This is a genomic window from Rhodovarius crocodyli, assembly GCF_004005855.1.
Lineage (GTDB): Bacteria > Pseudomonadota > Alphaproteobacteria > Acetobacterales > Acetobacteraceae > Rhodovarius > Rhodovarius crocodyli.
Window position 1 is genome coordinate 356,514 of sequence record NZ_SACL01000001.1, and the last position, 13,416, is coordinate 369,929.

The window sequence follows — 13,416 nt, forward strand, 5'->3', positions numbered from 1 at the left end:
ATGATCAAGCGCATCCTCCTGGGCTTTGCCGCGCTGCTGGTGCTGGTCGTGGGCGGCGTCGCCGTGTTCCTGGCCACGCTGGATATCGAGAGCTATCGGCCGCGTATCGTCGCCGCCATCGAGGCCGCGACCGGCAGGCGCGCCACCATCGGCGCCATGAAGCTCAGCCTTGGGCTGACGCCCCAGGTGGAGGTGCGCGACGCATCCCTGGCGAACCTGCCCGGCGGCAGCCGCCAGAACATGGTCTCGGTCGGCCGGGCCGAACTGTCGATGCAGCTGCTGCCGCTGATCTCCGGGCGGATCGCGCTGCACCGGCTGGTGCTGGAACGCCCCGAGATCGTGCTGGAGGCGGTGAACGGCGTGCCCAACTGGCGCTTCGGCCAGGGTGAGGCCGCGGCCCCCGCCGGCACCGCCGAGGCGCCCAGCACCCCGCAGGCCGAACGCGCCCGTACCGCGCCCATCGAGATCGGCACCATCGAGGTGCGCGATGCCTCCCTGCTGTTCCCCGGCGCGCCCGAGGGCGGGGTGGGGCTGCAACGGCTGCTGTTCTCCGGCAGCGGCAACCTGTCCGCCGAGGGCGATATGCGCTGGGGTGCCGAGCCCGTCAGCTTCGCCTTCACCGGCGGGTCCCTCGCACGCGTGATGGGCCAGCCCGGCGGCGCCTGGCCGATCACCGGCCGGGTCGAGGCCGCCGGCGCCAAGCTGAACCTGCGTGGCGAGATGCGGGAGCCGCGCGGGCTGCAGGATTATCGCCTGGACGTCGAGGCCGACATCCCCGACTTGCGGCGCCTGTCGGCCATCGCCGGCACGGCCCTGCCCCCGGTCAACGGCCTGACGCTGCGCGGGCGCGTGACCGGCAGCGGGCTGGGCACGCCCCGGCCCGAGGGGCTGACGCTGAACATCGCCTCCGCCCAGCCGGCGCCGGGCATCGAGCTCGGCCGCGTCGAGATCGCGATGCCGGCGCTCGATCAGCCGCTTCGCGTCTCCATCGCCGGCATGCGCGACGGGCAGGATTTCAGCGTTTCCGGCCAGGCGGGACCGCTGGCCCCGGCATTGGCCGGCGGCGCGCTTCCCGTGAACCTCACGGGCCAGCATATGGGCCAGCGCCTGACCATCAGTGGCCAGGTGGCGAAGCCGCTGACCGGTGAAGGGGTCGCGATCGACATCCGCCTGGAGTCGCAAGGGCACGGCACCTTCTCTGCCCGGCTGTCCGAGCGGGGGGCCATGTTCGCCGAGGGCGCCCGCCTGACAAATCTGCGCCTGGAAGGCCCGGGCGCGGCGGGCCAGGGTGAGCTGACCCTGCTGCGCGGCCCGGTGCCCGGCGTGCAGGGTGAACTGGCGCTGACGCGGGTGGATGTGGATGCGATCCGCGCCTCGCTCGCGCCCGCCCCGGCGGCCGGGCGGCCCGCGCCGGCACCGGCACCCGCGCCCGCGCCCGCGCCTGCCGCCAATGACGGCCGGATCATTCCGAACATGCCGGTGGATCTGTCCTTCCTGAAGCTGGGCCGCGCCGAGCTGCGCTTCACCATCGGCACGCTGCGCCATGGCGGGCGTGACTATCGTGACGTGCGCGGTGCGCTGAACCTGGCTGACGGCCGCCTGCGGATCGACCCGCTGGGCCTCACCCTGCCGGGCGGCAGGCTGGCGCTGCGCGTCGCGGCCGATGGCGCCGAGGCCGTGCCGGCCGTGCAGGTCTCCGTTCGTTCCGATGCGGTGGAAATCGCTCCCCTGCTCGGCAGCTTCGGCATTCCCGCCCCGGTGACGGGCCATGCGGATATCGATGTCGAGCTGCGTGGGTCGGGCCGCACCAGCCGTGAGATCGCGGCGGGCGCCGTGGGCCATGTCGGCCTTGCGGTGATCAACGGCAACATCCGCTCCAGCAGCTTCGCCCATGCCCTGCCGGAAGCCGCCCGCGGCGCCATCCCGCAGGATATCGGCGTGGCCTGCCTGGCGCTGCGCTTCGACGTGGTGGCGGGCATCGCCGAAAGCCGCGCGTTCTTCCTGGACTTCGCGCTGGGCAAGGTGGCGGGCCAAGGCCAGGTCAGCCTGCGGGACGAAGCGGTGGCGATGCGGCTGAACACCGACCTGCGCCTGCCGGTGCCGGGCCTGTCCGGCGGGCTGCGCGTTCGCGCGCCGGTGCCTGTCAGCGGCACCATCCTGAACCCGCGCCTCGATTCTTCGGCCATGGTGGGCAGCGCGGTCACCAGCCAGCTCGGCCAGCAGCTGGGCGGCATCGCCGGGCAGTTGCTGGGCGGCGCGGCGCAGGCGGGCGCGGTGGCGATGCCGGGTTGCGCGCAGGCGCTGCCGGTGGCACGCGGCGGTCGCGCGGGCACCGTCCCCGCCAGCCAGGCCCCGGCCGACCAGCCGGCCCAGGCCGCCCCCCAGCAACAGCAGCAGCGCGTTCCCCAGGTACAGGATCTGCTGAGAGGATTTCTGCGTCGATGAAACGCTTCTGGGATGACGTGACGGTCGCCGAGGCCGAGGAAGGCCTGGCCGTTCTGCTCGATGGCCGACCCGTGCGCCTGCCCGGCGGCGCGCCCATCCGTCCTCGCTCCCGGCGGCTGGCGGATGCCGTGGCCGAGGAATGGCGTGCGGCCGGCGGCAGCAAGGGCGGCGAGTTCGGGATGCACCACATCCCCCTGACCCGCCTGGTCGGCACGGCGGCGGAACGCATCGCCCCCGATCCGGCGCCCATGGTCGAAGGCCTGGCTGCCTATGGCGGCACCGACCTGCTGTGCTACCGCGCCGACGATCATCGGCTGGCCGCCATCCAGGCCACCGAATGGGACCCCTGGCTGGAATGGAGCGCCGAGGTGCTCGGGGCCAGGCTGGTCACCGCCACCGGCATTATCCATGTGGAGCAGCCCGAGGCAGCCCGCGTCGCGCTGCTGAAGGCCGTGGCCGCGCTGGAGCCGGAGCAGCTGGCGGCACTGGGCGTGCTGGTGCCGGCCCTCGGCAGCCTGGTGCTGAGCCTGGCGGTGGTGCGCGACGCACTCACGCCCGAGGAAGCGCACCGCCTCTCGACCGTGGATGAGCGCTACCAGGAGGAATTCTGGGGCGCCGACCCGGAGACCGAGGCAAGGCGCACCCGAATCGGCGCCGAGGTGCTGGAGGCAGGCCGCCTGCTGGCCCTGCTGCGGCCATGAAGGCGCGGCACCTGCTCATCTCCGGCCGCGTGCAGGGGGTGGGCTATCGTGACTGGCTGGTGCGCACCGCGGGCGCGGAAGGCCTGGCAGGCTGGGTGCGCAACCGGGCCGATGGCCGGGTAGAGGCGCTGCTGGCAGGGCCGGAACCCGCCGTGGCCGCCGTGCTGCTGGCGTGCCGTCGTGGTCCGCCCGCCGCGCGGGTGAGCAATATCGAGGAAAGCTTCGCCGAGGCGCCGACGGAGCCGGGCTTCCACCGGCTTCCGACGGTTTAAGGCTCAGCGGCCGGCGGCGGCCGTCTGGCTGCGCAGTTCCCGGGCGCGGGCGAGGACGCGGTCTTCCATCTCGCCGCCGGTGGAGCTGGCGGCGGGCGAATCCACCCACTGGCCGTTGCGCATGGTCTGGCGGAACACCTGCACGCGCACGCCATCGGAACGCAGCTGACGGGTCAGCACATAGGCCGTGACCTTGAAGCGTTCTTCCTGGCTGCTGGGGGGCGTGTACCAGTCGGTGATGATGACGCCGCCGGCCGGATCGGCGCTGGCGAGCGGCATGAAGCTCAGCGTCTCAAGCGTCGCGCGCCACAGATAGGCGTTCACGGCCACACCGGTGCCGCCGGAGGCCGCCAGGGCCTCACGCGCGTCACGGCCACGATCGGTGCCGAACAGGACGAAGCCGGCATCACGCGAGCTGGCGCCGGTCTGCCGCAGGATCAGCTCACGCTGATTGTTCGTGCCGTATTCCTCGTTTTCCACAAAGCGGCTCCCGCCGCTGCTGCAGCCGGTGGCGAGGAGGATGAGGGCGAGGGCGGAAGCCGAACGGATCATTCGCCCCGTTTAGCCGCTGTTCAGCCAAAAGAGAAGGGGCGGCAGGTTTCCCTGCCGCCCCCGTAACACTTTGAACCGTAGGTTCGGCTTGGCTCAGAAGGCCAGGCGCGAGCCGACGATGAAGGTGTTGCTGAACGCGCGGCCCTGCACGCCGGCGCGGCCGGAGTCGAGGTCCACGTTCTGCTGACGGATCGAGTGGAACACGTACTCGGCGATCAGGTCCAGGCCCGGGGCCAGACGGTAGTTGGCGCCGAGACCCATGCCCCAACGGCGCTGCATGCCGCGCGGGGAGTTGGTGATCAGGCCGGTCGTGGCGCTGAAGGAACGGCCCGTGGAGCCGGCCACCAGGGCGGAGTACATGTTGGCACCGACGGTGATCGGGCCAGCGGTGTAGGCCGCGCCGACGGTCAGCTGCTCACCGGAACGGTCACCGCGAACGGTGTTGCCCCAGAAGAAGTTGAAGTCACCACGCTGGTAGGCGGCACCAACGGTCAGGCCCTGGTAGGAGGCCTGCGCGCCGATCTGCCAGATGTTCAGGTCGTTCAGGGTGCGGACCTGGCGACCGGCATCGGTCATGTCCAGAGCAGCGCCGGAGCCGATGTAGCCAGCGGTGGCGGACACGCCCACGCCGGAGAACGAACCGCGGTAGCGCAGGGCAACCTGGTACTCGTTGCGGCGGGCAGCGAACTCGGGGCCGGCGGCCGGGATGGCCACGGAGGTGGCGCCACGGAACGCATAGGCGCGATCGCAGTAGCCGCTGATCACGTTGTTCGGGCAGCCCGTCTGGCCCATCACGCCGTAGTTCGGGGCGTAGGAGGCACCGAAGTCGAAGCCGAAGAACTGCGGGGACAGATACACGATCTTGGAGCTGTCGCCGATGCCGCCCGGAGCGGTCTGGGTGCGGTTACCAGCCTGACGGTTCTGGAAGTTTTCCCACACGCCGAACACGCCGCCCGTGCCGAAGCCGGTCACCCAGCCGGAGGTCATCAGGCCGCCCATCGGGCCGTCTTCGTCACCGAAGCGGACCTGACCGAAGCGCGGGTGCGCCAGGAAGATGTAGGCTTCGTCAACGGCGGCGGTGCCACGGCCAACAGACGCGCGCGTCTCCTGGACCTGACGGCCTTCCATGCTGTTGAAGCCGATCTCGATCACGCCACCATAGGTCAGGCCGTTGGCGAGCTTGCCGTTGACCTGGATGTTGATGGCCGGGATCGTCACGATGTCATGCTTGCCCAGGCGGGCAATGCTGTTGCCAGCCGCGACCGGGTTGGCGCCGCCACCCTGGACGCCCGGGCTCAGGGTGTTGGTGCCCGGGTCGTTCTGCTGACCGGTGGAGTTGTGATAGCCGTAGTAGGCCTGGATGGAGCCACCGAGGCGCACGGTCGGCGCTTCCTGAGCGGCGGCGGGGGTCACCACCGCGGCGCCGAAGGCCGCGGAGACGACGGCGGTCGTGCCCAGCAGGATCTTACGCATGAAAAAACCTCCTCAAAGGCCGGTTGCCCGACCACTTCCCTTGACCCACCCCGATATCGGCGAGGCCGATACCTGGCAGTGCCCCCCAACGCACAGCCAGAAGGCTACACCCGGGTCCGGCGACACTATTGTCGTCTGGCTATTGTTTGAGCAACTGCCGATGTGGCCTCAGCGCGACATCCCTGAGACACTGTGGCGAGTTTGCCACAGAGCCGCACGACACAACCGACAGAAGCGGGCATGCGGCGACGTTCGGCGCGGCTTTTCGCCGCGCCGCCCGCCTCAACAGGGCATGAAGTTCAGGCGCCGCGCGCGGCCGCCAGGGCCTCGGCCGGCAACAGCCGGCCGTCATACAGGGCGCGGCCGAGAATCGCGCCCGCGATTCCCTCGGGCGCAGCCCGCAGCTCCGCGATCTCCTCCAGCGAGGAAACCCCGCCCGAGGCGATCACCGGCACGCCCACGGCACCCGCCATGGCTCGCGTCGCCGCCACGTTGCTCCCGCCCAGCATCCCGTCCCGGTCGATGTCGGTGAAGATGATGGCGGCCGCGCCGGCATCCTCGAAGCGATGGGCCAGCTCGATGGCGGGAATGTCGCTCACCTCCGCCCAGCCCTCGGTCGCGACCATGCCGCCGCGCGCGTCGATTCCCAGCGCGACCTTGCCGGGAAAGGCGCGGCAGGCCTCCCGCACGAAATCGGGGTCCTTCACGGCGACGCTGCCCAGGATGATGCGGGCGACGCCGGCCTCGATCCAGGCCTCGGCCGTTTCCATGGAACGGATGCCGCCGCCCAGCTGCACGGGCATGGGGGCCGCGGCCAGGATGGAGCGCACGGCCTCGACATTCGCGGGCTTGCCGGCGAAGGCGCCGTCCAGGTCCACCACATGCACCCAGGAGAAGCCCTGGGTGGCGAAGGCGGCCGCCTGCGCGCCGGGGTCCGTGCCATAGACGGTGGCGTCGGCCATCTCGCCGCGCTTCAGCCGCACCACCTGCCCGCCCTTGAGGTCGATCGCCGGATACAGCGTGAACATGTGCTTCCCCCTCCGCAGCCGGGCGGCATCGACCAGCGCCTTATAGTAATAGAAGCCGGCCACCAGCTGGCCCCGCACCCGGGCATAGGCCGGATGCGTGCCCCAGCGGCGATAGCCCAGCCCCTCGAAGATCTGGATGGCGGCGGCCTGGCTCGACCGCACGTCCAGGTTCAGCACCCAGATGCCGTTGGCCCGCGCCCAATCCTCGGCATGCGTGATCAGCCCGCGCGCCAGGCCGTGGCCGCGCGCATAGGGCGCGATATAGGCGTGGGTAAGCTGGGCGGTGGCCGCCTGGGCCTCATTGTTGCGGGGCGGGCGCACCAGCTGGGCGCTGCCCACCACCCGGCCGTCCAGCCGCGCCAGGAACAGGTCACGGTCGGGCGCGGCCAGCACGCCGCGGAAATGGCGTTCCAGCACCTCGGCCGGCTGGGGTTCCAGCCAGCCGAAGCCGCCACCCTCGATGATCGCGGCGTTGGTGGCCTCGGCGAGGTCGGCGATGTCCTGGGCGGTGAGGCTATCGCAACGATCCACCGCCGTCTGATGCGGCAGCCCGTCCCTCATGGCGACCAGGTGAGGAAATTGGCCAGGATGGTCAGCCCGGTCAGCCCGCTTTTCTCGACATGGAACTGGGTGCCGGCGATGTTCGCCCGCCCCACCACCGCCGTGACGGGCCCGCCGTAATCCGTGGTGGCCAGCAGATCCTCGGGCCTTCCGCCGCTCCAGGCATAGGAATGCACGAAATAGGCATGGGCGTCGGGCGCCAGGCCCGCGAACAGCGCGTGGTCCTGGCTGATGTCCAGCCGGTTCCAGCCCATCTGCGGCAGCGGCAGCGGCTTGCCGTCGGGCCCACGCGGGTCCATCGGCGCGACCTCGCCGGGCAGCCAGGCCAGGCCCGGCGTCACGCCGTGCTCCAGCCCGCGCTCGGCGAACAGCTGCATGCCGACGCAGATGCCCAGCAGCGGCCGCGCGCGCGGGCCGATATGCTCGTTCAGCGCGGCCTCCATGCCCGGCAGGGCATCCAGCCCGTGCCGGCAGGCGGCGAAGGCGCCCTGCCCCGGCAGCACCACGCGGTCGGCGGCCGCCACATCGGCGGGATCACGCGTGACCGTCACCTGCACGGCCGCGCCCGCCATCTCCGCCGCACGCTCCACCGCGCGATGCACGGAGGCGAGGTTGCCTGATCCCGGATCGACGACGGCGAGCCTCATGGCGCGAAAGTCCCGGCCAGACCGGGCCGCACGGCCAGCAGGCGGCGCAGCGCCATGGCTTCGTCACGCGCGACGACCACGGCCTCCAGCTTCCAGCCGCGCCGGCGCAGGGCACTGGCGCGCAGGTCCGCGCCCAGCAGGCCGACCAGCAGATGCAGCGCCGGAATGGCGGGCCAGGGCAGCGCCACCATCAGCACGATGGCCACCACCGCCTGCCACCACAGCCGGTGGCGCAGCAGCCAGAATGGCCCGAACAGCAGCCCGAACCAGGAAAAGCGTTCCGCCAGCAGCAGGGCGGGCCGGCCGGAGGACGCGGGCGGCAGATGCAGCAGGAAGGAGCGCATCACGCCTCCAGCACGCCCTTGGTCGAGGGCACGGCGCCCGGGGTGCGGGGGTCCTGCTCGACGGCCATGCGCAGCGCCCGCGCCAGCGCCTTGAAGCAGGCCTCGGCCACATGGTGGGTGTTGCGGCCGTGCCGCAGCATCATGTGCAGGGTGATGCCGGACTGCATGGCGAAGGCGTGGAAGAATTCCTCGAACAGCTCGGTGTCCATGCCGCCCACCTTGGGCGCGTTGAACGGCACCTGCCAGTGCAGGAACGGCCGGCCCGAGATGTCGAGCGCGCATTCGGCCAGCGCCTCGTCCATCGGCAGCAGGCACTGGCCATAGCGGCGGATGCCGCGCTTGTCGCCCAGCGCGGCGCGCACGGCCTGGCCCAGCACGATGCCCACATCCTCGGTCGTGTGGTGGAAGTCGATGTGCAGGTCGCCATCGGCCTCGATGGCCATGTCGATCAGGCTGTGGCGCGCCAGGGCGTGCAGCATGTGGTCCAGGAAGCCGATGCCCGTGGCGATCTCGGCCTTGCCGGTACCGTCCAGGTCAATGCGGGCGCGGATGCGCGTCTCGGCCGTATCGCGCGAAATTTCGGCCTTGCGGGGGAATGCCGGCTGCATGAGGGGGGCTTTACGCCCAGGCGCGGGGAAATGCCAGCGGGGGTTGCAGCCTCAGGCCAACCTTTCAGGCGAGCCTTTCCCGTCGCCTGCCCGGCCAGGCGCCGGAAAATCCGATCTGCATGATGCCCGCGAACAGCCCCATGCCCACGCCCAGCTGCACCGCCAGCGTGTAGTTGCCCAGCCAGTCGAACAGCAGCCCGCCGCCGAAGGCGCCCAGGAAGCTGCCCACCTGATGCGACATGAAGGCGATGCCCTGCAGCATCGGCTGCCAGCGCAGCCCGTACATCTCACCCACCGCGCCCGCCAGCAGCGGCGCGACCCCCAGCCACAGGAAGCCCATGAAGGCCGCGAAGACCAGCGTGGCCTCGGGTGAGGGCGGGGTGGCGAAATACCACAGCAGCACCAGTGAGCGCGCGGTGTAGATGCAGCCCAGCATCAGCGGCTTGGACGCCCGCTGCCCGGCCCAGCCCGCCGCCAGGCTGCCCAGCACGTTGAAGGCGCCGATGGTGGCCAGCGCCTTGGCGCCCAGCATGGGGTCCATGCCACACAGCACCAGGTAGCTGGGCAGGTGCGTCGTCAGGAACACCAGCTGCAGGCCGCATACCGAATAGGCGAAGACCATGGTCAGGTAGCGCGGGTTGCGCATCGCCTCGCGCAGCACCTCACGCCCGTTGCGCTCAGCGTCTCGCGCGGCGGTCGAGACCGTGACGCGGTCCACCCGGGACGCCATGAAGGCCGCCGGGATCATCAGCGCCGCCAGCGCCGCGAAACCCCACACGCCCGCCCGCCAGCCATAGCCCTGCAGCAGCCCCTGCCCGATGGGTGCCGCGATCATCGCGCCCAGCGACCCCGCGGCCGAGACCACGCCCAGCACCGTGCTGCGCACCGCCAGCGGCACGGGGCGGGAGGCGACCGCCATCGCCATGGCCGACGCCGTGCCCGCCAGCGACAGGCCCATCAGGATGCCCGCGCCCATCATGACGCCCAGCTGCCCCTGGGACAGCGCGAAGCACACCATGCCCAGCACATACAGCGCCGCCGTGCCCACCAGGATGGGCCGGAAGCCGATGCGGGGCACCAGCGCGCCCACCACCGGCTGCCCCAGCCCCCAGGCCAGGTTCTGCATCGCGATCGCCAGGGTGAAGTCGGAAACGGAGATGCCCAGTTCACGCGTCACATCCGGCATGAACAGCCCGATGGACTGGCGCAGCCCCATGGCGATGGAAAGGGTGAATGCAGTGCCGGCCAGGATCATCCTGGCCTGGGCGTCGATCCTGGACATGATGACCTTCTCGGGCGTTGGGCCGATGCTGCGACCGCGAACAGCCCTTGTCCAGTGGTCAGGCCATGCCCGCCTCGGCCAGCGCCCATGCGGTGAAGGCGGCGATCGCCGGCTCCTGAACGCGAGACGTCGGCACGGCCAGCACGAAGCCCCCGCGCGACACCCGCACATGGTTGAACGGCGCCACCAGCCGCCCGCTGGACAGTTCCTCCGTCAGCAGGGACCGGATGCCCATGGCCATACCGAGCCCCTTGGCGGCGGCCTCGGCGGCCAGGGTGATGCTCTCGAACACCGGCCCCTCCTGCACGTCGACGCCCTCGATCCCGGCATCCGCCAGCCAGCGCGGCCAGTCCTGCGGGCGCGGGCGGGCGTGCAGAAGCCGTGCCTCCGGCCAGCCAGCCACCTCGCCCGGGGCGCAGACCGGCGTCGTCTCGATCGGCAGCAGTCGATGCAGGTCATGGCCGGGCCAGCTGCCCTTGTCGGTGACGAAGATGGTCACGTCGAAGCGTTCCGGGCGCAGGTCGGCCGCGTTGTGGGTGGTGGTCAGGGCCAGCTCGACATCCGGATGCGCATCCGCGAAGCCCGCCCAGCGCGGGATCAGCCATTTATGCGCGAAGGCGGAATACGCCCCCACCGACAGGCGCCGGCGCCCGGTGCGCACCGCGGCCAGCCCCTCGCGGATCGCGGCGAGCCCATGGCCCATGGCCTCGGCCAGGATGGCACCGGCGACGGTGGGGTGCAGGCCGTCGGTCCGCCGGTCCAGCAGCGTCACGCCGAGGATGGCCTCCACCTCCTTCACCTGGCGGCTGACGGCACCGGGCGTGACGGCGAGCTCATCGGCGGCACGGGTGATCGACCGGTGGCGGGCCGCGGCCTCGAAGGCACGAAGGGCATTGAGAGACGGCATGACGGGCTTAATTTGTTTTCCCCGTAATAAACACCCAGGCATGCAAACGTTCCATAAAAACTCGTAATGACATGCACAAAGTTTGCCCGCCGAGGCCTTATGACGAACATGGAACGGTTGAGTTTTTCTCAAAATGGGCTGCGATAAACTCGATTGCGTCGGATGCGCGGGGCTGTGCCTGTTGCGGGAATGCACATCGCACCCAAGGGCGCCGCCGCCGTTCCCGATTCCCGCGGCTTGAACTTCTTTCACGCCGACCCCTGGGGTGCGGCGCTCGCCGGGCTGTATCTGCCCGCCGACCTCTATGCGCATCTGGAGCCGCATTTCACGGCGCTGGGCGCCCTGGTGGGCGGCGCGCTGGATGAGGAGGCGCATGCCGCCGACCACCACCAGCCCGTGCTGCTGCACCGTGACAGGCGCGGTGAGGAAGACGAGCGGATCGACTACCACCCCGCCTATCGCGCGATGGAGAAGCGCGCCTTCGGCGATTACGGCTTCGCGGCGATGAGCCACCGGGGCGGTGTGCTGGGCTGGGCGGAGCCCCTGCCGCCCGCCGCAAAATACGCGCTGACCTATTACTTCTGCCATTCGGAATTCGGGCTGATGTGCCCGGTCAACATGACCGACAGCCTCTCCCGCACGCTGCGGAAGTTCGGCAGCCCGGAGCTCGTCGCGCGCTATCTGCCCGCCCTGACCAGCACGGACATGGATGCGCTGAGCCAGGGCGCCATGTTCATGACCGAGCAGGGCGCGGGCAGCGACATCGCCAACACCGCCGTGGTGGCCGAACCGGCGGAGGCCGGCACCTGGAAGCTCTCGGGCGACAAGTGGTTCTGCTCCAACGCCGATGCCGAGGTGGCGCTGGTCCTCGCCCGGCGCGGCGATGCGCCGGGGCTGCGCGGCGTGTCGCTGTTCCTGCTGCCGCGCCATCTGCCGGACGGCACGAAGAACGCCTATCGGATCATCCGCCTGAAGGACAAGCTGGGCACGCGCTCCATGGCCTCGGGCGAGGTGAAGCTGGAAGGCGCCACCGCCTGGCTGATCGGGGAGCCCGAGGCCGGCTTCAAGCAGATGGCGGACATGGTCAATTCCTCCCGCCTGTCCAACGGGGTGCGGGCGGCGGGCATGATGCGCCGCGCCTGCGCCGAGGCGCTGTTCATCGCGAGCCGCCGCCAGGCCTTCGGCAAGCGGCTGGTCGAGATGCCGCTGATGCGCCGCCAGCTGGTGAAGCTGATCATGCCGGCCGAGCAGGCCCGCAGCATGATGTTCCAGACCGCCGAGGCGATGCGGCGCAGCGACGCGGGCGACGGGAACGCCCGCAAGCTGCTGCGCATCCTGACGCCGCTGATCAAGTTCCGCGCCTGCCGCGACGCCCGGCGCGTGACCGGCGATGCGATGGAGGTGCGCGGCGGCTGCGGCTACATCGAGGAATTCCCCGATGCCCGGCTGCTGCGCGACAGCCATCTGGGCAGCATCTGGGAAGGCACCAGCAACATCGTGGCGCTGGACGTGCTGCGCGCGGCCGAACGCGAGGACGCGCTGGCGCCGCTGCTGGCCCATGCCTCGGCGCTGCTGGGCAATGACGCGCCGCAGTTCCAGGCGGTGCTGGCGCGGGTGCAGGGGCTGATGGAACAGGCGCTGGGCAACCCGGCGCTGGCCCGCACGGCAGCGACCGCGCTCTACAACATCACCTCCGCCGCGATGCTGCGTTGGGAGGGCGCGCGCCTGTCCTGCCCCGCGCGCAGCGCCCTGGCGGAGCTGGTGCTGCGCCACCGCCTGCTGCCGAAGGACCCGCTGGCGGCCGGCGCCGACGCCGCGCTGGAAGACGCCGTGCTGGCCCGCGCCGCGGCATGAGCCTGGTCGAAACCCTGCTGGCGGCCCGGGTCGAGGGCCGCCAGATCACCCGCGCGGTTGAGCCGCCCGCCGACCCCTACGCCATCCAGGACGAAGTGACGCGGCGGCTGGGGTGGGAGCCGCTGGGCTGGAAGATCGCGGCCACCACGCCCGAGATGCAGGCCCGGCTGCGCATGGCCGAGCCCATCCGCGGCCGCAGCTTCCGCCGCTTCATGGTGACCAGCCCGGCCCGCCTGCGCCATGCGGAGCTGCTGGACCCGCTGGTGGAAGCGGAGTTCTTCGTCACCCTCGCGCAGGACATCCCGCGCGGCACGAAGCTGGCCGACATCATCCCCCACATCGCCCGCATCCAGGCGGGGGTGGAGGTGGCCGAATGCCGCTTCCCCATGGCCGCCCTGCCCGCCCCCGCCGCCGTCATCGCGGATGGCTGCGCGAATGGGCGATATGTGTTCGGCCCCGAGATCCCGCCCGGCACCGACCTGGCCGCCATGCCCGTGCGCGTGCTGGTGAACGGGCGGGAGCGCCGCACCGGCACCGGCGCGGATGTGATGGGCCACCCGCTGGCGCCGCTGGAATGGATCGCGGGCCATGTCGGCCTGCATGCCGGTGAGACGATCAGCACCGGCAGTGCGACGGGCATGCTGCCCGCGAAGCAGGCCGACCAGGTGCTGGTGTGCTTCGGCGATTTGCAGCCGATCGAGATCGCCTTCGATTGAGGCAAGCCGGGGTCGGCGCGCCCCCT

General features: G+C 71.1%; 13 protein-coding genes. 5 read left to right on the forward strand and 8 right to left on the reverse strand.

The window, feature by feature from the left end:
• From EOD42_RS01670 to EOD42_RS01680, 3 genes are read left to right on the forward strand one after another with little or no spacing between them, the layout of a single operon-like run.
• Positions 1-2,445 carry an AsmA family protein gene (locus EOD42_RS01670; protein ID WP_127785317.1) on the forward strand — a complete coding sequence of 815 codons (2,445 nt, stop codon included), beginning with the start codon at positions 1-3 and terminating at the stop codon, positions 2,443-2,445.
• Entirely contained in the window at positions 2,442-3,146 is a 705-nt protein-coding gene (locus EOD42_RS01675; RefSeq protein WP_127785318.1) for an ATP12 family chaperone protein, read from the forward strand. Before EOD42_RS01670 ends, EOD42_RS01675 begins: the two co-directional genes overlap by 4 nt.
• Positions 3,143-3,418: an acylphosphatase gene (locus EOD42_RS01680; protein ID WP_127785319.1), complete on the forward strand. Its 276-nt coding sequence runs from the start codon at positions 3,143-3,145 to the stop codon at positions 3,416-3,418. The genes EOD42_RS01675 and EOD42_RS01680 overlap by 4 nt, the downstream gene beginning before the upstream one ends.
• Positions 3,419-3,421: 3 nt before the next feature.
• On the opposite strand, the gene EOD42_RS01685 is transcribed toward EOD42_RS01680, so the two are convergent.
• The 8 genes from EOD42_RS01685 to EOD42_RS01720 all read right to left on the reverse strand — a co-directional run bounded on the left by EOD42_RS01685 (position 3,422) and on the right by EOD42_RS01720 (position 10,820).
• The gene (locus EOD42_RS01685) at positions 3,422-3,970 is read right to left on the reverse strand and encodes a DUF3576 domain-containing protein (protein ID WP_127785320.1); all 549 of its coding nucleotides are present in this window, start codon (positions 3,968-3,970) and stop codon (positions 3,422-3,424) included.
• A gap of 93 nt (positions 3,971-4,063) precedes the next feature.
• Positions 4,064-5,443 carry a porin gene (locus tag EOD42_RS01690; protein WP_127785321.1) on the reverse strand — a complete coding sequence of 460 codons (1,380 nt, stop codon included), beginning with the start codon at positions 5,441-5,443 and terminating at the stop codon, positions 4,064-4,066.
• Between the two features lie 299 nt (positions 5,444-5,742).
• Positions 5,743-7,032 carry a 1-(5-phosphoribosyl)-5-[(5-phosphoribosylamino)methylideneamino]imidazole-4-carboxamide isomerase gene (hisA, locus tag EOD42_RS01695; RefSeq protein ID WP_127785322.1) on the reverse strand — a complete coding sequence of 430 codons (1,290 nt, stop codon included), beginning with the start codon at positions 7,030-7,032 and terminating at the stop codon, positions 5,743-5,745.
• Positions 7,029-7,679, reverse strand: a complete 651-nt coding sequence (hisH, locus tag EOD42_RS01700; protein ID WP_127785323.1) for an imidazole glycerol phosphate synthase subunit HisH — start codon at positions 7,677-7,679, stop codon at positions 7,029-7,031. Before hisH ends, hisA begins: the two co-directional genes overlap by 4 nt.
• Positions 7,676-8,023 carry a DUF2628 domain-containing protein gene (locus tag EOD42_RS01705; RefSeq protein ID WP_127785324.1) on the reverse strand — a complete coding sequence of 116 codons (348 nt, stop codon included), beginning with the start codon at positions 8,021-8,023 and terminating at the stop codon, positions 7,676-7,678. The genes hisH and EOD42_RS01705 overlap by 4 nt, the downstream gene beginning before the upstream one ends.
• Positions 8,023-8,631 (reverse strand): imidazoleglycerol-phosphate dehydratase HisB, encoded by a 609-nt coding sequence (gene hisB / locus EOD42_RS01710; protein WP_127785325.1) that lies wholly within the window; start codon positions 8,629-8,631, stop codon positions 8,023-8,025. The genes EOD42_RS01705 and hisB overlap by 1 nt, the downstream gene beginning before the upstream one ends.
• 64 nt (positions 8,632-8,695) lie before the next feature.
• Positions 8,696-9,913 carry an MFS transporter gene (locus EOD42_RS01715; protein WP_127785326.1) on the reverse strand — a complete coding sequence of 406 codons (1,218 nt, stop codon included), beginning with the start codon at positions 9,911-9,913 and terminating at the stop codon, positions 8,696-8,698.
• Positions 9,914-9,971: 58 nt separating this feature from the next.
• Complete coding sequence (locus tag EOD42_RS01720; RefSeq protein ID WP_164867737.1) at positions 9,972-10,820, reverse strand: LysR substrate-binding domain-containing protein; 849 nt, start codon at positions 10,818-10,820, stop codon at positions 9,972-9,974.
• Between the two features lie 237 nt (positions 10,821-11,057).
• Here EOD42_RS01720 and EOD42_RS01725 point away from each other — a divergent pair, with 237 nt between their 5' ends.
• Complete coding sequence (locus EOD42_RS01725; RefSeq protein ID WP_206020215.1) at positions 11,058-12,674, forward strand: acyl-CoA dehydrogenase family protein; 1,617 nt, start codon at positions 11,058-11,060, stop codon at positions 12,672-12,674.
• Positions 12,671-13,390 (forward strand): 2-keto-4-pentenoate hydratase, encoded by a 720-nt coding sequence (locus EOD42_RS01730; protein WP_127785329.1) that lies wholly within the window; start codon positions 12,671-12,673, stop codon positions 13,388-13,390. Before EOD42_RS01725 ends, EOD42_RS01730 begins: the two co-directional genes overlap by 4 nt.
• The last annotated feature ends 26 nt before the right edge of the window (positions 13,391-13,416 follow it).